The organism is Chitinophaga sp. (assembly GCF_036566945.1).
Classification (GTDB): domain Bacteria; phylum Bacteroidota; class Bacteroidia; order Chitinophagales; family Chitinophagaceae; genus Chitinophaga.
Genome location: NZ_DATCVJ010000154.1, coordinates 1 through 17,784 on the forward strand (window position 1 = coordinate 1; position 17,784 = coordinate 17,784).

Below are 17,784 nucleotides of genomic sequence, written 5' to 3' on the forward strand. Positions count from 1 at the left end.
CTACCTCATCCTCGAAGATGTGAGAAAAGGAGATCAGATTGAATACGCCTATTCTGTTACCGGCGACAATCCCATCTTTAACGGAAAACTCGATAGCCGCATTTATTTTGTGGCCTACGAACCCATTGTTAACTACTATAAAAATCTGATCGTAAGCCCCCAAAGGCCCATCCGGTTTAAATTATACAACAATGCCACCGCCGGCGTTCAAAAAAACTGGAACGGACTGCGGGTATATGAATGGAATAATGTAGATATCAGGGAGGCAGACAATAGCAACTATGTACCCTCCTGGTTCAATCCTTTTACACGTATACACGTAAGCGAATACACCTCCTGGAAAGAGGTGGCCGACTGGGCCAGGAAAATAAATACCATGCCTGCGCCCGGCCCTGCATTAGCACACAAAATTGAGGCGCTCAAAAAAGCAGCCAATGGCGACAAAAGCAGTTACCTCCTGCAGGCGTTACGATTTGTACAGGACGATATCCGATACATGGGTATTGAAATGGGAGAATACTCACATCGCCCCAATTTGCCGGATCGCGTGCTGACACAGCGTTTTGGCGACTGTAAAGACAAAGCGTTGCTCCTTTGTACCATCCTGCGGGCCAATGGCATCACCGCCAACATGGCCTATGTGAATACAGATATCAAAGGTGTAGTAGGCGACATGCTGCCGGGACCCAATGCGTTTAATCATGCCATTGCGCAAGTAATTCTTAATAACAAAGTGTACTGGCTGGATGGCACCATGTCTTATCAGCGGGGAAATCTGGCTGATTTCTGCGAACCGGATTATGAGCGTGCACTGGTGATTACCGATACTACTACGCAGCTCACGCCTATTGTTCCGGTTACCCGCGGACGCATCGTTGTCCGTGAAACCTTTACACTGCCTGACGATGAAAATAAAGATGGTGGCCTGGAAGTCATGACCACCTACCACCGCGATGAAGCAGATGCCCAACGTGCGGACCTTGCCGGCACCAGTATGAAGGATAAGGAAAAATCGTACCTCAGCTATTATAAAAAGTTATATGGAGATGTGGCGATCAAAGATGCTATCACCACACAAGACTCTGCCAGCAGCAATACTATCCGCGTCAGGGAAAACTACCTGATACACCGGATGTGGAAAAGAGACAGTCTTACCGGCAAGCTGCAGTTCTCCACTGATGCACAATCGTTTTATGATATCTTATCCTATATCACTGACGATCAACGGAAAGTACCTGTCACCCTGCGTTATCCCTATGACCTGGATTATCAGATCATCCTGCATACGCCTATTGAATGGTCGTTGGATCAGGCGCCAGTGCATATTCAAAATGAGTATTATGCCTTTGATTATACCGCATCCAAAAATGGTATGTACATCACCCTGTCTTACCAGTTTAAAACCTTCCGTGATCACGTGCCGGTAAAGTTCATTCCGCAATACGTGAAAGACCTGAAGAAAATGAATGAAACCACGTCGCTGGATCTTTCCTGGAAGCCGGATAGCACGCCGGTACAGCGTCCGGGAATACCCGGCAACTGGCTGGCCATTGTGCTGGCAGTCATGTTTGCGGGCGTATTTGCATATCTCGCCACTGTTTACTACAAACAGTCCGTATGGCCATCAAAAGAACCGGTGGAGTCCATTCCTATTGGCGGTGGGCTTGCGCTGCTGGCCATAGGACTAGTATTCACCCCTATGGGAGAATTTGTAGGTGTTTGTAAAATGGCCGTTTTTGATTATAGTTTCTGGGTAAACGCCTCCACGCGGAAAGACCTTGGAAACGTAACACTGGTGCAGCTTTTCCTGATCATGGAAATGGTGGTGAATGTGTTGCTGCTCACTTATAGTGTGTTGCTGGCCATATTATTTTTTAACAGACGGGATACTTTTCCGTTTGCGCTCGCCACTTACTATTTTATCTCCACTATTTTTATTTATGCAGACAATTCCATCAACAACTACTACTTCAAAACACAGCAACCAGACAATATATTCAGTTTAAACTCTATCCTCTGGCCGCTGTTGCGCATGGCCATCTGGGTACCTTACCTCCTGACTTCAGAGCGGGCAAAAACAACTTTTGTAGTGCCTTATCAGTCAGAGAAAGCGTCTTAAATATTATTAACGTATTTCCGCACGGTGACCAGGTTCACGATGTATACAAGACCCAGCACCAGCACAATACCCGCAAATACGGGTACACCCGGCCATGGGCTGACCTGCATCTGGTGCGTAGCCAGTTCTGCGGCGGCCCAATATTGTAAACCCGCTACCAGTAGCAGCGACAGGATGCCAATAATAATATACAGGGGCACAAACTGTTTCAGCAGATAACGTTGTAATTGTTTGGGCGCGGTGCCAAGGATTACCAGCAATTGAATTTCTCGTTTACAGGAAGCAATCACCAACTGTATAAACATGCTGAACACCAGCAGTGCAAAGAACAATAAGATTAGTCCAAAAAATCCGACTACAGATACAATGGTTTGTACAATCATCCTGGTTTTGCTGAACTTCAGTTTATCCTGGTTGGTGGTGTAACCATTATCTTCCAGGAACTTTACCAGCGCCGGATTAGAGGGATCGGGTGTTTTAATAATCACCCGGGAAGTACCAACAGGCGTGCCCGTACCGTACCTGGTGTTAGCCCACGACATAAAGGAGGCGGGCACCAGGAAGGAAGAGATGCGATCAGAAAAACCTACTACATGCCCCATATACTGATCGGCCACCTGGCTGTTGGAAATGCTTACCTGTAAAGGCAATGCCTTCACCGTTTCCTGAGAAATCTGTGGCAGGTCCTGGCTGAGCGAAAAGCCGAAGTTATAGAGGTTAAGAAAGTCGTTAGGTAAGATAATAGGAATGGTGCGGTCTCCATCGCTCCATTTCCAGTCTTCATTTTTCACATCTAAGAAGCTATCCGGTACTGCTTCAAAAAACATATCTGTTGCAAAGTGCAGGTCGCCGGGTGCTTGTATCACTACTTTGTACTGGCTGGAGGTCACTAACCCAAATGCCTGTACGAAAGGCTGCTTTCTTATATTGGCAATTTCTTCGGTGGTAAAAATGCTTTTGGCCGATTGTCCCATCATGGCGTTGGTGATGGTTTTGTTGATCACCAGGAAGTCGGCCGTTTCATTTTGGTTTTTGGTACTATACAGTAACTGGCTGAAGTTGGTATGCGCTTGTATGGCTATCAGGATCAGCAGCATAGCAATGCCCAGTCCAACGGCGGCCATCAGGAAGCGGGTTTTACCTACACCGGTTTGAATGATTTGCTTAAGTAAGTCGAAAAAAGGACGCATGAAACAACATTAAAGATGGTAATGCACATCGTAAGTGAAGTGCTGGTCATTATCCAGGTCTGTTAAAATGAACCCGGCATTGCGGGCCTTACATTCGTCGGCAATCAGTGCCGCGGCACGTTGGGTATTTTCTTCATCCAGGTGGCTGAAGGGTTCGTCCATCAGCAGCCATTGAAAAGGTTGAACCAGCGCCCTGATAATCGCTATGCGCTGCCGCTCGCCGTAGGAAAGGGTTTTACCACTCTGTTCCAATATATGCGACACGTTTAGCCGGGCTGCCATTTCATCAATCTTTTCGGCAGGATAGTACGGCTTGGGTTGCATCACTCTTTTCAGCGTAATGTTTTCGCGGGCGGTGAGCTGTTCAAACAGCCGGAGGTCCTGGAATATGATGCTCAGCTCCTGCTGCCGCATGGCTGAAATCTCATTTTTACTGTATGCCTGCCAGGGTTGCCCGTTTACCTGTACTTTTCCGGTATAGTCATACCTGATATGATACAGGTAGTGGATCAGGGTGGTTTTACCGGTACCTGAAGGCGCTTTTATTTTCACAAAACTGCCTGGCTTAAAAGTCACGTCCTGGTTCCAGATGTCCGATGACCGTTGCCGGAGCTTATCCTGCAAGGGTATGGGCATGAGCTGATTGAGCTGAATCTGCATAGTGTAAAAAAGAATTACGAATTACAAATTACGAATTACGGAGTTGTGGATAGATAGTAAACGCGAAAATCATCCGCTATCATCTACCCACAACTCCGTAATTCGTAATTCGCAATTCGTAATTTATTTAAAAAATATCATTAGTGTGCCTGAACAGTGTCTGCCGGCGCTGCAAAGAGGCTATCTTCATAAGCCTTTTCCTTTTCTTTCTTTGCTTTCATCACTTTTTGCGCATCTATACCGAAGTTAACCAGTTGTACCAGGCTGTTCTGATCTTTATTTTTAAAGGTCAGCACGGCTTCTGCATGTTGTACATCACTGCCTTCGTTTTTGCTGACAACGGTAAAGTCTTTAAACAGTTCTTTTACTTTCTTTGATACTGTTTTTTCTTCGGCATCCATCTGGCTTTCAGGGATGATAGCAGTTACTTTTTCGAGGTCTACATAACCACCGAGCATGCTTCCTTTTACTTTACCTTCAATGCCTTCCGGTAATTTGATGCTGCCTTTGCCGGCCAGGTATTGTTGTAACAATACGCTATCAGAACCTACTGTTACAAATTTCTCTGTGATAGAGAAGGGAGGCATGGTGGCAGCTGCCATTGGATTGATGGTTACATAATGATCACCTTCGCGGGCAAACACTTCTTTCAGCATAGGGGAAGTCATTACTTTATTGAATGCATCCTTGTTACCTACTTTCAGGCTGAAGATCCATTTAGCGGAAGGTGTTTCGTTAAATTCGCCAGGGTAGTATTCTGATTCTTTTCGGGTGATAGCGAAATCGGAAGCTACATATACCAGCTGACCTTCAAAAGCGTTCAGGATATCATCCATGCTTAATCCGGATTTGCCGCTGATGGCCATGTTTACGATACCGTCCATGCCGGTCGCTTTAATGATATCGCCGATCATGCGGAAATCGAAAGCGTAGGAAACGAAACCGGTGATATTTTCAGAAGGGTATTTCTTCAACATATCAAGATCGATTTCTTTCTTGCCATATTTCTTGTAGATGGATGCAAGTTCTTTACCCATGAAGGTATTGCCGTTGAAGAGAATTTTACCGTTTTCGAAGTTCACGGTACCGGTGTAGAAAGATCCTTCCATCAGCTTTTTCACGTTGGCAGGGATCATAGTAAACTGGCCGCTGTTATAAATAGCTTCGGGGTTTACGAAGATGCCTGCATCAGCGCCTTCTTTCAGCAATTTGGCAAATGGCTCGATAGAACCGGCAGATTCTTCTTTTTTCAGGTGGAAGAGGTGATCTACTTCTGCTACCCATGTTTTCACTTCTGCATCGTCATCGGCGGCTCTGAGGGCTGCTGGTGTAGCGACTGCGGAATCAGCGGCTTCTTCTGCGGCATCAGTATTTGGCATGGTATTGCCGGGAGCATACTGTTTCAGGCTGCTGGGGTCTACTGCGCTCACGTAGATGACGGTAGATTTATTCCAGCCAATTACAGCGTGCTGCTGAGTGGCCCAGATATATTTGAAGTCATTTTGTGTTTTCAGGGAAAAATCTGCCACTGTTTTTTTCAGATAGGCTTCAAATTTGTCGGCATCTTTCAAACTGGCTGTGAAAGCCACATAAGACTTATGGTCCGCTGGCTGGCCCTGGAAAACGAAGGATGCAAAGAAGTGACTTTGCAGGTCGAGACCGGAGTTTTCGGCATCTTTCCAGGCTTTCATCATCTCATTGGCAGTGTCTTTGCTTTGAGCGGCATCAAACAGTTTGTCCATGGTAATGCCGTTGGTCACCAGTTTGGTGGTCAGTTGTTTGGCATTCAGGTCGATAATCAGACCGGCTGTTTTAGGAATGTACCGGCTCTCTTCAGGGGTTTTAGAGCAGGAAGACAGAATAACGGCTGCGGCTACAGCAGTTAACAACACTTTGGAAATTGTTCTTTTCATAAAAGGTGTAAAAAATTAAAGAAAATGATTCGGAGCTACACAAGATCAAACAATACATTCCCACTATCGTGGTATTTCATTCGTGCAAAAGTACGTATATTTTTGTAGCGCATATGTCTCATTTTTCCCTGCACATACAATAATTCAATACTGATTAAGTTTATACCTTTGCTACTAACTATGAAACTATTACTAAATACCATAGAAAAACCATTATGTTCCTGATCATGTTACAATACATACGGCCCGTTGCGGCTGTAGAACACTTCATGGAGGCGCATACCGCCTTCCTGCAGAAGCACTACGAAAGTGGGCAATTCATCATATCGGGTAGAAGAAAGCCTAAATCCGGTGCTGTAATTCTTTGCAATGCGTCCAGCCGCAAGGAAGTAGAACAGATCATGAGTGAAGATCCACTGGAAAAATACCAGCTGGCACTTTACGAGATCATAGAATTTGAGCCAACAAAGTATGCCAGCACGCAGGAGAAATAGTCTTTCCGCCTTGTAATGCCTTGCCAACCGCTTATGCTTCTTTATTTCCGGATGATTACTTCATAAAGTAGATGACTTTCGTCAGCCATTTGCTACTGTCCTTTTCTTTGCCCGGATCTGTTACATACATCTCTATTGTGGGTGGGATTATTTTCCTCCCTTTATCTGTAATAAATTTTTGAATGGCCACATGTGCGTTGGCTATTTTGCTGTAAGGGCCATAATAGTCCGCATATGCCGCCTGGGCTGCCGGCAGCGTAATGATTTCATAGCCGCTGGCTGCTTTACTGCCTTCCGGTACCGGTATAGCCGCTGCCATATCTGTTTGCTGTAGTTTCCTGTCCCAGGTAAAGAAAATACCGCAAGGCACGCCTGGCTGCAATTTAGCTGCCGTGGCAGCATTATAAATTGTTCTCAGATTTTGACGATAATAGTCGGTAATCCTGCTCATCGGGATCGTTTTCCGTACAGCCGCATACGTAGTGGCCGGGAAATTCATTTCTTTTACCGTTACGTCAATACCATTGGGCGTCCCGGGGCCTTTTACTTCTGCTTCCGCCATGCTTTTCAGGTTACTGAGGCCCTGGTCGAAATCCGTTTCCAGTGCGCCTTTCATAAAAAGAGACATCACATTTTGCGGGCGTTTGTAGCGGGTATCAAATCCCCAGGTAACTTTTGTTTTACCGGCAGCTTCAGATAAATTAAAGAACACATCCGACTCAGAGGGAAAAGGTGTAAGGAAGGTAAGCTTCTGTGTTACAGACTTATAGGTGTCCATAGATAAATGTTGCAACTTCCCCTCCCCGATTTTACTGCCTTTCCAGGAATCGGTAGCACCAATAGTACCATCATCACCGGTAATGGTGAACCTGGCAGTAGAATCCATCTGTTTCCAGGTATTCCACTTATTAAATTTTTCGAATCTGATAATGTCATTCCATACTATAGACGCGGGAGCATTGATTTCTACAGTACGCTCCACATGCATGGTTGTGGGCGCGAAAAAGATCAACGCAAGTGCTATGAACAGGATGATTCCTATGATCCAGGCGAGTGTTTTAAGTACTTTCATGACTGTCGGGGGTTGATGATAATAAAAATACGTCTTTTTATTGTTCAACCGACACATCACGTTGGCAATCAGGTAGAAGAATGTTGGCTACTCGTAGTCTTTTTCGTTGGTTTTGTCCTGTTGATACTGCTCGTCTGCTTCCTTTGCTTTTTCAAAGTCCAGAATAACAGAGTTGATGCAATAACGAAGTCCTGTTGGCGGCGGTCCATCGTCGAAAACATGTCCGAGGTGCGATTTGCAGCGACCACATAATACCTCTGTCCGGTGCATGCCATGCGTATTGTCAGGCGAATAAATGACACTGGTTTTGGTAAGTGGCTGAAAAAAGCTGGGCCATCCGCAACTGCTTTCGAATTTGGCATCGGAAACGAATAACGGATTTCCGCAGGCGGCGCAGTAATAAGTGCCGTTTTCGGTGCTGTTCCAATATTTTCCGGTGAATGCCCACTCTGTTCCCTTTTCCCTGGCAATGTTAAAAACCTCCTTTGGCAGTACTTCCTTCCATTCTTCTTCTGTAAGATTTACTTTACTGGCATCTGTACGGGAGTAGATTCCTCCCTTCTTTTTTCCATCTTCCATTGATTTCTTTTTTTCGCCGTTTTACGGGTAAGTACGGTTGGTAATTTTGATAGAGCTATTCAAAATTATTCGATTCCATAGGTACATATGTAAAGTTTTGATTCGTTAACTTCTCATTAACACTATCATTGTGATTCTGTCAGTTTGTTGTTTCCCATAAATTATCTCTATAAAAAATACGTATGAACATGCATAATGGATTGTTATTTCTTGCAAATCAAGGGCCTAATTAACAAAACAGTTGATTTTTTGTTTAAAACTGTCTGATAATCACCGATGAGCAACTGCATTTAAATTGTTAACTTTACAGCAAAAGGCTAGTAAGTGGCGGATATCATCAATTTATTACCAGACAATATAGCGAACCAGATAGCTGCAGGAGAAGTGATACAAAGACCGGCATCAGCGGTAAAAGAATTACTGGAAAATGCAGTGGATGCAGGCGCTACGGAGATTCAGCTGATCATAAAAGATGCAGGCAAGGAGTTAGTGCAGGTAATTGATAATGGCGGCGGTATGAGCGAAACGGATGCCCGGATGTGCTTTGAACGCCATGCTACCTCAAAAATACAATCCATAGACGATCTTTTCCAGATCACTACCATGGGATTCAGGGGTGAAGCCCTGGCCTCCATTGCGGCTGTTTCCCAGGTGGAACTCAAAACCCGTAAGAAAGGCGCCGATGTTGGTTCCTATGTGGAAATCGATAATAGCTTCGTGAAAAAGCAGGAACCCTGTCAAACAGCAGAAGGTACCAGCATTGCTATGAAAAACCTGTTCTTCAATGTGCCTGCCCGCAGAAACTTCCTGAAAAGCAACGCGGCAGAAATGAGGCACATCGTCGACGAGTTCATTCGTGTGGCCATGTCCTTTCCCCAACTGCAGTTTTCACTCACCAGCAATAATCAGCAGCTGTTCCACCTCGACAAAGGATCGCTTAAACAGCGTATCGTTGCCATCCTGGGACAACACTATAACGCCCGTCTTGTTAGCGTAAAGGAAACTACCGACTACATGAATGTGTACGGATTTGTAGGAAAACCGGAAACTGCCAAGAAAACCAGAGGCGATCAGTTCTTTTTTGTCAATAACCGCTTTATCAAAAGCTCTTACCTGAACCATGCAGTCATGAATGCTTTTGCGGATATTATCCCCGCAGATGGCTTCCCTCTGTATGTACTGTTTATTGACGTAAACCCTGAGCATGTCGACATCAACGTACATCCTACCAAACAGGAAATTAAGTTCGATGATGAAAAGCTGATGTATGCTTTTGTACAATCTGCTGTAAAGCACTCCCTGGCGCAGTTCAGCATCACTGCCACCCTGGATTTTGACCTGGACCCCAGCATCCAGGCCCTGGACGCCGTAAGTAAACCATTTACCGCCCAGCAACAGAATGAGTCTACCCTGAGTCCCCTGTATAAATCCTTTACACAGGCGAACCAGGCCCACATGATCGACAAAAGCAGCAATAGCAGTAATCTGAAGCACTGGAAAGACTTATACGAAACCAACAGCAACGATAGTTACGCTTCCAGCACTTATACTACTGAACAGGAGCCGGAAACACGTCCTGCTGTTACGTACGAAAGTCAGCCCCATGCTACTGCTTCCGTTATTGATGAACGCTGGCAGGATACTGCCACCGATCAGAAAGTACCGGTACAGATCCAGCAACAATACATATTGTCCCAGATAAAATCGGGCTTCATATTAATAGATCAACAGGCAGCACATGAAAGGATTCTGTATGAACGCTACCAGCGTGCCTTACTCGAAACGCCCATGGCTACCCAACAAAGCCTTTTCCCGCAAACCCTGCAATTGCCGCCGGCAGATGCAGCCCTGGTAAGCGAAATGCTGGCAGATCTTCAGACACTGGGCTACGACCTGGAGCCATTTGGTAATAATACCTTCATTGTGCGCGGCACTCCTGCCGACATCCAGAATGGGAATAACCAGGCTACCATCGAAAACCTGCTGGAACAATTCAAAAACTTCAGCCATGAGCTGAAAGTAAATACCCGCGAGCAATTGATCCGCTCTATGGCACGTAATAATGCCATCCCTGCCGGTAAAATACTGGCCGCCCGCGAAATGCAAAATATCATCGATGAACTGTTTGCCTGCAGCATGCCGAATGTGGCGCCAGGCGGCAAATTCACCTTCATATCATTTAAACTTACTGACCTCGCGCGCATGTTTGAACGCGGGAACTAAGCGCGAGTTTTTGTCTTAGGACAGGATTATACTGATTTAGATGATTTCCCGGATTTTGTTTTGGGATTTTATAAGATTAAAAAAGATTAGCGAAGATGACCATTTTACATGGCCTTCTTCGCTAATCTTTTTTAATCTGGGACCATATGTCCGGGAAATCATCTAAATAAGTATAATCCTGGTCAGAACAACAACTCCAGTTGGTTATACAGCATCAGAAAGCGCCTATACTTTTCCTGATACCCTTCAAACTTACGCACATCCGGCTTAAACACCGCCGCTGTATCCCCGGTGCTATCATCCGGCTCCGGCCATCCCAGTGCGCTGGCGGCCAGCATGATGGCTCCCAGCGCGGAAGCATCACTCTCCTGCTGCAGGTACATGTCCTGACCAAAAATATCTGCCAGCAGCTGAATCCAGCCCGGAGAGCTGGTAAATCCCCCGGTAACCGAAATTTTGTGCACCGGTCCTGCTGTTTCCAACAAGGCTGTTTTAATACTATAGAGGGCGAAACAAATGCCTTCCAGCACGGCACGGGTAAAATGTACGGGCGTATGCTGAGGTTGTATGCCTATGAAAGCCGCGCTGGCGTGGCTATTCCACACGGGGGCCCGTTCTCCCAGCAAATAAGGCAAACATAACAGGCGGCCAGCATCAACCTCCAAAGCTTCACCTACCAGGTCGTTGAGGGCGCTGAGCGGCTTTTGCAGAAAATCTCTTACCAGCCATTGCAACACCACACCGCCGTTGTTGCTGGCGCCTCCGGTAATATATACATCATCTGTAAGCAGATAGGTAAAGAGCCGCGCCCGGGCATCTGTGAGCGGTTGCTGCCCTGCCATCCTCACGGCGCCGCTGGTGCCAATGGTGAGGGTGGCGTGTCCTGTATCCATGGCGCCACTGCCTAATTGTGCCAAACAACCGTCGCTGCCCCCTATTATAAATGGTGTATTGACCGGAATGCCCAGTTCGGCGGCAATATCCGGGCGTAATCCATTTATCATATGATCTGCCGGCACCGGCTGGGGTAACTGTGTCGCGGTAATACCTGCAACGGCCAGGGCTGGCGCACACCATTGCAAAGTATGGATGTCGAACAATCCGGTGGCGGAAGCAATAGAATGGTCTGTTATATAACAACCGAAGAAATGATGAAAGATATATTCTTTAATACCTGAAAACAGCGCAGTTTGCGCAAACAGGACTGGTTGCTGCTCACGTAGCCACATGATCTTGCACAGTGGCGACATGGCATGCACCGGGGTACCCGTTTGCCGGTAAATGCGCTGCCCTTCCTGTGTATCCCGTAGTGCCAATGCATACGATTCACTTCTGTTGTCGGCCCAGATGATCAGTGGGGTGAGCGGCTCTCCTTCGCTGTTTACCGCCAGAATGCTGTGCATGGCACTGCTAAAGGAAATCGCTGCTGGTGCTCCTCCCAGCTGTGCTGCCGCTTCCCGGATGCCAGCTTTTACGGCGGCCAGGATCACATCCGGGTCCTGTTCGCTATACCCGGGCTGTGGATGCTGTGTGGTATAGGGCTGTTGAAAAACAGTCAAAACTTTGCCATCCTTCCGGCGCACAATCGATTTTGTACTGCTGGTGCCGATATCTACGCCAATAATATACGCTGTATGATCACTCATATAAAAAACCTTCCTTTTTCCGCATTTAATTTATAGATTTAAAACCGGTGTTCTTCTAAAAAGTCTAAAATATCCACGCAAATGGCTTTCGAAATCAAAAAACAGGGGAAGGTTTATGACGTTTGTATTGTTGGTTCCGGTGCCGGAGGCGGTATGGCGGCAAAAATGTTGTCTGATGCCGGCCTGAAAGTAGCACTCCTGGAAGCAGGTCCAAAATATGACCCAGCCGACCCGGAGCAGGCCACTCAATTAAAATGGTCTTATGAATCGCCCAGGAGAGGCGCAAGTACCACCCGTCCCTTTGGCGACTTTGACGCATCGTATGGCGGATGGGAAATTAACGGTGAACCTTACACGAAAAAAAATGGCACCGAATTCGACTGGTTCCGCTCCCGTATGTTAGGGGGCCGAACTAACCACTGGGGACGTATTTCACTTCGCTTCGGCCCACGTGACTTTAAACACAAAAGCTATGATGGCCTCGGCGACGACTGGCCACTTAGCTATGATGACGTAGCTCCCTACTACGATCGGGTAGATAAGATGATCGGTGTATTCGGGTCCAAAGAAAATATGCCCAATGAACCGGATGGCTTCTTTCTCCCTCCTCCCAAACCCAGACTACATGAGCTGATGGTAAAAAAGGCAGGCGATCGTTTAGGCATCCCCGTTATTCCCGCGCGTTTATCTATTCTAACCCGTTCTGTTAATAAAGACCGCAGCCCGTGCTTCTATTGCAGCCAGTGTAACCGCGGTTGTACCGTGTATGGCGACTTCTCCGCATCTTCGGTGCTGGTGAAACCAGCTATGAAAAGCGGACATGTAGACCTGTATACCAACGCCATGGTGCGGGAAGTACTTACAGACGGCAACGGCAAAGCCACCGGCGTAGCCTACGTAGATAAAACAGATCTGCAGGAATATTCGGTGAACGCCAGAGTAGTGGTATTAGCTGCCAGCGCCTGCGAATCTGCCAGGTTGCTGCTCAATTCAAAATCTGCCAAACATCCCAACGGGCTGGCCAATTCCAGTGGCGTGGTGGGTAAATATCTGCACGATTCTACCGGTTCTTCCCGCAGTGGCTTTTTGCCGCACCTGATGGACCGTAAACGTTATAATGAAGATGGTGTAGGCGGCATGCATATGTATGTACCGTGGTGGGAAGACAATAAAAAACTGGACTTTGCCCGTGGCTACCATATTGAATTCGGGGGCGGCATGCACATGCCTTCCTATGGTTACGGTTTTGGTATGGAAAGCATGAACGGCAAGGTACCTGGCCGTGATGGTAAACCCAAAGCTGCCGGTGGTTACGGCGCTTCTCTGAAAGATGATTACCGTCGCTTTTATGGCGCCCACATCGGCTTTGCCGGCAGGGGGGAATGTATTGCGCGGGAAGATAATTACTGTGAAATAGATCCGAATGTGGTGGATAAATTTGGTATTCCGGTACTCCGTTTCAATTACACCTGGAGCGAGCATGAAATCAAACAGGCCAAACACATGCAGGATACCTTTGAACAGATCATTCATGAAATGGGCGGTATTGCCAGCGGCACCAAACCCGGCGCAGATACCAAATACGGACTGGAAAATCCCGGCCGTATTATTCACGAAGTGGGTACTACCCGTATGGGCGATGATCCGACTAAATCAGTACTGAATAAATTTAACCAGGCGCACGAAGTGAAAAATCTCTTCGTGGTAGATGGTGGCGCATTTGTATCCCAGGCAGATAAAAATCCTACCTGGACCATACTGGCCCTGTCTATGCGGGCATCTGAGTATATTGTGGATCAATTGAAAAAACAGAATCTCTAATCATTTAAGTTTTTTTCATGGATAGAAGAGAATCACTTCGGGCCATTGCATTGGGAACCTTATCAGTAGGTACCATCTTATCAGCCACGGGTTGTGAAGATAAAAAAGGAACCGGTGATAAGAAAGGAGAAGAAGTTGCCAAAACGCCCGGCTATGGCCGTACACCGGAAGAAGTAACGCGGGACAAAGCATTGATGGAAGAAAATTTCTTCACACCAGAGGAAATGAAAACCATCACCATTCTGGCGGATATCATTATTCCGGCAGATGAGCATTCCGGCAGTGCTTCCGATGCGAAGGTGCCTGAATTCATCGCCTTTATTGTAAAAGATATACCGGAACACCAGCTGCCTATGCGGGGCGGACTGCGCTGGCTGGATGTGCAATGTGCCAAACGATATAATAAGTCATTTGCTGATTGCAGTGAGCAACAACGCATTGAGCTCGTTGACCTGATTGCTTACCCGGAAAAAGCAAGTCCTGAAAACAGCCAGGGTGTTGCCTTTTTTAACCGGATGCGCAATCTCACTGCCACAGGGTTTTTCACCAGCAAACCAGGCATCAAAGACCTGAACTACATTGGCAATACCCCTAACGAATGGGATGGGGTGCCTGCGGATGTGTTGAAACAATATGGTTATGCCTACGATGAAAAGACACTGGCCACCTGTCTTAAAATTGAGGACAGGGGTAAGCTGATGACCTGGGACTAATGACCAGAATTGCTATTTCATAATTTAAATCCAGAAAACTTATCATCAATGATTCCAGAAAAAAAGAATGAGGGAGAAAACGGAGTCTCCCGCAGATCATTCCTGAGAAACGGCGCGCTTGCAGCAGCCGGTTTCATGATAGTTCCACGTCATGTATTAGGCCGGGGCTATGTAGCGCCCAGCGATCGCCTGCGGGTAGCAGGTATCGGTGTTGGCGGTAAAGGCTTCAGCGATATATCTGAATTTGCCAAAGGTCCGGCTGATATTACTTTCCTCTGTGATGTCGACGCACGTCGCGCCGCTGAAGCAGTAAAGAAATTCCCTAAAGCGAAGTTCTACACCGACTTCAGGGAAATGTTTGACAAGGAACACAAAAACTTTGATGCCGTTTCTGTATCCACACCAGACCACACACACGCCGTGGCTGCCATGGGTGCTATGCAGCTGAAGAAAGATGTATATGTACAAAAGCCGTTAACACACGACATCTACGAAGCACGTATGCTTACGCAGGGCGCCAACAAATACAAGGTGGTAAGCCAGATGGGTAACCAGGGCTCTTCCGGTGATGGCGTTCGTCAGCTGATGGAATGGTACAATGCCGGTATGGTCGGTGATGTACACACCATCTATTGCTGGACAGATCGTCCGGTATGGCCGCAGGGCGTTCCCTGGCCAACCACCCGCCAGGATGTTCCTAAAGAACTGAACTGGGATCTGTGGTTAGGTACGGCTCCTAAAAAAGACTATGTGGATAACCTGGTACCTTTCAACTGGCGCGGCTGGTGGGATTACGGTACCGGCGCTATCGGCGACATGGGTTGTCATATTATTGAACCACCTTTCCGTGTACTGGGACTGGGCTATCCTACTTCGGTAGAATGTAGCGTTGGTAGTGTATATGTTGGTGAATTTACCCGTGGCTACTTCCCTGAAAGCTGCCCTCCTTCTTCTCATGTAATCATGAAATTCCCCGGTAAAAACGGTAAAGAAGTGACCCTGCACTGGATGGATGGCGGTATTCAGCCAGAGCGTCCGGAAGAACTGGGACCTAACGAAGTAATGGGCGATGGCGGTAATGGCGCGTTGTTTATTGGTGATAAAGGTAAAATGATGTGTGGCACTTATGGTATGTATCCTAAGTTATTGCCCACTACCCGCACCGATGGCGCATCTGTACCACAAACCATTGCACGTGTACCGGAAGGGCACTATGTACAGTGGGTAAATGCCGCTATTGCCGGTTATGGCAGTAAACAGCAGCAATCACTGAGTTCACCATTCGATATTGCAGGTCCGCTAACAGAAACCATTCTGATGGCTAACCTCGCGATACGCAGCTTTGATATCCGTAAACAAAAGGCCAATGGTAAAGGATTTGATTTCCCGGGCCGTTATATCAAGCTCCTGTGGGATGGTAATAATATGAAGATTACCAACTTCGATGAGGCCAACCAGTTCGTGAAACGTACTTACCGTGATGGCTGGTCATTAGGCGTATAACGCAATAACACTATTTTATAAAAGAAAATGCCGCGATGATCTCGCGGCATTTTCTTTTATAAAACCGATGCTGTTATTTATAGTCTTCCTGTTGCAACAGGTTATTATTCTTCCTGATTTCGTTGGCAGGAATAGGCAACAGGTAATTCTTTGCTTTTACAAACTTCCGATCCTGAATACTAAACACCCGGTATACAAAAGGATGTCCGGCAATCAGGGAGCCCAGCACTTCAATACCTTTTGCATTTTCGTTAAAGACCGTTTCTGCGTCTCTCCACCTGCGGGCATCGAAGAACCGATGTTCTTCAAACGCCAGCTCATAGCGTCTTTCATACTTTATCACGGCCATTAGCGCCGCTCCTGATGCTGTGGTCGCAGGCATGCCGGCACGTAAGCGCACCTTATTCACTGCGTCACGGGCTTCAGGCTCTTTGCCATATCCGTAGGCAGCTTCTGCATAGCTCAGTAAAATTTCAGCATAACGGAAAAAGATCCAGGACTGGTCGCCACGAAAGAATTGAGCGTCCAGGTTTTTATCCATGAACTTACGCATGTAGTAACCAGAGTAAGTACCATTCCAGTTCTCGATAGTACTATTACGGGTATCCAGCCCCCAAATGCTATCTTTTCCATTAACGGCTTCGTACTTACCCGTTTGGATAACGCCAATCGGATCGGTTTTAGCACCATCTGAAGGCCGGGGTTTCCACTTAGCACCATCATAAAGAATGGTAGCGTAAAATCGCGGATCGCGGTTATCATAAGGCTTTTTAGCCTGTGCTACATTGCTCCAGGAAAAAGGAGTACCATCTTTCATCTGGTAACCGGATACAAAATTCTCAATAGGTACATTTCCCCCCCAGTTGTGATAACCATTGGGGCCATTGTACAAATCGTGTGAAGTGCCCAACAATGCTTTATCATACTGCTTTACAAATATCAGTTCCGGATTTTCCTTATCCAGGAATACACGTGTGTAGTTTTCTATGGGATCAGCAGTAGGTTGATAAAGACTGTACATATTCATCTTTATAACACTGTCTGCCGCATCCATCGCTAATTTGTAACGATCGGTCTGACTCCCTGAGGTATAACCCATCAATGCATTGGGAGCATACTTTGCATCAAACAAATCACTGGCGGCAAAAAGTAACATTCTTGCTTTCAACGCCAATGCGCCGCCCACCGTAACTCTTCCTTTGCTGGCCACCGCTTCATAAGACCTGGATAATTGCTGTGCTGCCAGATCACATTCTGCTGTAATAAACTTAATGCACTCATCAAAAGTGGCTCTTTTAATACTGAGGATTTCCTGTTCATCTCCTTTTATCCTGAAGGTTTTAGTAATCAATGGTACACCACCGTAATACCTTACCAGCAGGTGATAATACCAGGCCCGCATGAAATGTACCTCCCCTGTCATTCTCGTACGCTGGCTCTCATCCGTAAATGGTACCGACGCTACTTTCTCCAGAAACATATTACAATTGCGGATGGCCTTGTAGTGTGCATCCCATCGTGCAAAATCACTAAGCGCTCCCGGATCATCTGCGGAGGCATTTCCCTGCACTACCCGCGAAGTATTATAATCATGGATAAAGCGGCTTTCGTCGGTCATAGAGGAAAGCATTACTTCGTTAAACCCCGGACGCATCTGCACATACAAGTCATTTACGAATGCCTGCACCAGGCCTACATCATTCCAGACATCTGTTTCTTCGTATTCGTTGAGTGGTTTCTTTTCGAGGAAGTCCTTATTACAACCGGTAGTGGCTGCACATAACAAAAAGACACCCGCTATATATTTTATGATGGTCGTTTTCTTCATGGCTCGTTAATTAAAAGGTTACG

Annotated in this window: 13 protein-coding genes; 6 read left to right on the top strand and 7 right to left on the bottom strand. The window is 46.6% G+C overall.

Annotated elements, in window-relative coordinates:
* The coding region (locus VIP81_RS04495; protein WP_331957280.1) for a DUF2569 family protein at positions 1–2,119 on the top strand (2,119 nt) is incomplete at its 5' end.
* Here the strand turns inward: VIP81_RS04495 and VIP81_RS04500 are convergent.
* From VIP81_RS04500 to VIP81_RS04510, 3 genes are all read right to left on the bottom strand, one after another.
* The gene (locus VIP81_RS04500; RefSeq protein ID WP_331957281.1) at positions 2,116–3,309 is read right to left on the bottom strand and encodes an FtsX-like permease family protein; all 1,194 of its coding nucleotides are present in this window, start codon (positions 3,307–3,309) and stop codon (positions 2,116–2,118) included. The two genes, VIP81_RS04495 and VIP81_RS04500, sit on opposite strands and share 4 nt — an antisense overlap.
* A 9-nt stretch (positions 3,310–3,318) precedes the next feature.
* On the bottom strand, positions 3,319–3,969 hold the full coding sequence (locus VIP81_RS04505; protein ID WP_331957282.1) for an ATP-binding cassette domain-containing protein: 651 nt from the start codon (positions 3,967–3,969) through the stop codon (positions 3,319–3,321).
* Between the two features lie 140 nt (positions 3,970–4,109).
* On the bottom strand, positions 4,110–5,882 hold the full coding sequence (locus VIP81_RS04510; RefSeq protein ID WP_331957283.1) for a hypothetical protein: 1,773 nt from the start codon (positions 5,880–5,882) through the stop codon (positions 4,110–4,112).
* 227 nt (positions 5,883–6,109) lie between these two features.
* Here VIP81_RS04510 and VIP81_RS04515 point away from each other — a divergent pair, with 227 nt between their 5' ends.
* Positions 6,110–6,376 carry a YciI family protein gene (locus VIP81_RS04515; protein WP_331957284.1) on the top strand — a complete coding sequence of 89 codons (267 nt, stop codon included), beginning with the start codon at positions 6,110–6,112 and terminating at the stop codon, positions 6,374–6,376.
* Positions 6,377–6,431: 55 nt separating this feature from the next.
* Here the strand turns inward: VIP81_RS04515 and VIP81_RS04520 are convergent, their stop codons facing one another.
* Both VIP81_RS04520 and msrB read right to left on the bottom strand, forming a co-directional pair.
* Positions 6,432–7,448, bottom strand: a complete 1,017-nt coding sequence (locus VIP81_RS04520) for an SRPBCC family protein (RefSeq protein ID WP_331957285.1) — start codon at positions 7,446–7,448, stop codon at positions 6,432–6,434.
* Between the two features lie 87 nt (positions 7,449–7,535).
* Positions 7,536–8,027, bottom strand: coding sequence for a peptide-methionine (R)-S-oxide reductase MsrB (gene msrB, locus VIP81_RS04525; RefSeq protein ID WP_331957286.1), 492 nt, complete (start codon positions 8,025–8,027; stop codon positions 7,536–7,538).
* 324 nt (positions 8,028–8,351) lie between these two features.
* Between msrB and mutL the strand changes: the two genes are divergently transcribed.
* Complete coding sequence (gene mutL / locus VIP81_RS04530) at positions 8,352–10,250, top strand: DNA mismatch repair endonuclease MutL (RefSeq protein ID WP_331957287.1); 1,899 nt, start codon at positions 8,352–8,354, stop codon at positions 10,248–10,250.
* A 182-nt stretch (positions 10,251–10,432) separates the two neighbouring features.
* On the opposite strand, the gene VIP81_RS04535 is transcribed toward mutL, so the two are convergent.
* Positions 10,433–11,896, bottom strand: a complete 1,464-nt coding sequence (locus VIP81_RS04535) for a gluconokinase (protein WP_331957288.1) — start codon at positions 11,894–11,896, stop codon at positions 10,433–10,435.
* A gap of 81 nt (positions 11,897–11,977) precedes the next feature.
* Between VIP81_RS04535 and VIP81_RS04540 the strand changes: the two genes are divergently transcribed.
* The 3 genes from VIP81_RS04540 to VIP81_RS04550 are packed head-to-tail and all read left to right on the top strand — an operon-like array spanning position 11,978 to position 15,933.
* Positions 11,978–13,717: a GMC family oxidoreductase gene (locus VIP81_RS04540; protein WP_331957289.1), complete on the top strand. Its 1,740-nt coding sequence runs from the start codon at positions 11,978–11,980 to the stop codon at positions 13,715–13,717.
* Between the two features lie 17 nt (positions 13,718–13,734).
* On the top strand, positions 13,735–14,430 hold the full coding sequence (locus tag VIP81_RS04545; protein ID WP_331957290.1) for a gluconate 2-dehydrogenase subunit 3 family protein: 696 nt from the start codon (positions 13,735–13,737) through the stop codon (positions 14,428–14,430).
* A gap of 48 nt (positions 14,431–14,478) precedes the next feature.
* Positions 14,479–15,933 (top strand): Gfo/Idh/MocA family oxidoreductase, encoded by a 1,455-nt coding sequence (locus VIP81_RS04550; protein WP_331957291.1) that lies wholly within the window; start codon positions 14,479–14,481, stop codon positions 15,931–15,933.
* A 73-nt stretch (positions 15,934–16,006) separates the two neighbouring features.
* Here VIP81_RS04550 and VIP81_RS04555 read toward each other — a convergent pair whose 3' ends face one another.
* On the bottom strand, positions 16,007–17,761 hold the full coding sequence (locus VIP81_RS04555; protein ID WP_331957292.1) for a RagB/SusD family nutrient uptake outer membrane protein: 1,755 nt from the start codon (positions 17,759–17,761) through the stop codon (positions 16,007–16,009).
* Positions 17,762–17,784 lie beyond the last annotated feature (23 nt).

What these genes read in the sequence shown, in the direction of transcription:
- VIP81_RS04500 (WP_331957281.1), bottom strand. Translation starts at nt 3,309, where the DNA reads ATGCGTCCTTTTTTCGACTTACTTAAGCAAATCATTCAAACCGGTGTA.
- VIP81_RS04510 (WP_331957283.1), bottom strand. Translation starts at nt 5,882, where the DNA reads ATGAAAAGAACAATTTCCAAAGTGTTGTTAACTGCTGTAGCCGCAGCC.
- VIP81_RS04515 (WP_331957284.1), top strand. Translation starts at nt 6,110, where the DNA reads ATGTTACAATACATACGGCCCGTTGCGGCTGTAGAACACTTCATGGAG.
- VIP81_RS04545 (WP_331957290.1), top strand. Translation starts at nt 13,735, where the DNA reads ATGGATAGAAGAGAATCACTTCGGGCCATTGCATTGGGAACCTTATCA.
- VIP81_RS04555 (WP_331957292.1), bottom strand. Translation starts at nt 17,761, where the DNA reads ATGAAGAAAACGACCATCATAAAATATATAGCGGGTGTCTTTTTGTTA.
- VIP81_RS04520 (WP_331957285.1), bottom strand. Translation starts at nt 7,448, where the DNA reads ATGAAAGTACTTAAAACACTCGCCTGGATCATAGGAATCATCCTGTTC.
- msrB (WP_331957286.1), bottom strand. Translation starts at nt 8,027, where the DNA reads ATGGAAGATGGAAAAAAGAAGGGAGGAATCTACTCCCGTACAGATGCC.
- VIP81_RS04540 (WP_331957289.1), top strand. Translation starts at nt 11,978, where the DNA reads ATGGCTTTCGAAATCAAAAAACAGGGGAAGGTTTATGACGTTTGTATT.
- VIP81_RS04535 (WP_331957288.1), bottom strand. Translation starts at nt 11,896, where the DNA reads ATGAGTGATCATACAGCGTATATTATTGGCGTAGATATCGGCACCAGC.
- VIP81_RS04550 (WP_331957291.1), top strand. Translation starts at nt 14,479, where the DNA reads ATGATTCCAGAAAAAAAGAATGAGGGAGAAAACGGAGTCTCCCGCAGA.
- VIP81_RS04505 (WP_331957282.1), bottom strand. Translation starts at nt 3,969, where the DNA reads ATGCAGATTCAGCTCAATCAGCTCATGCCCATACCCTTGCAGGATAAG.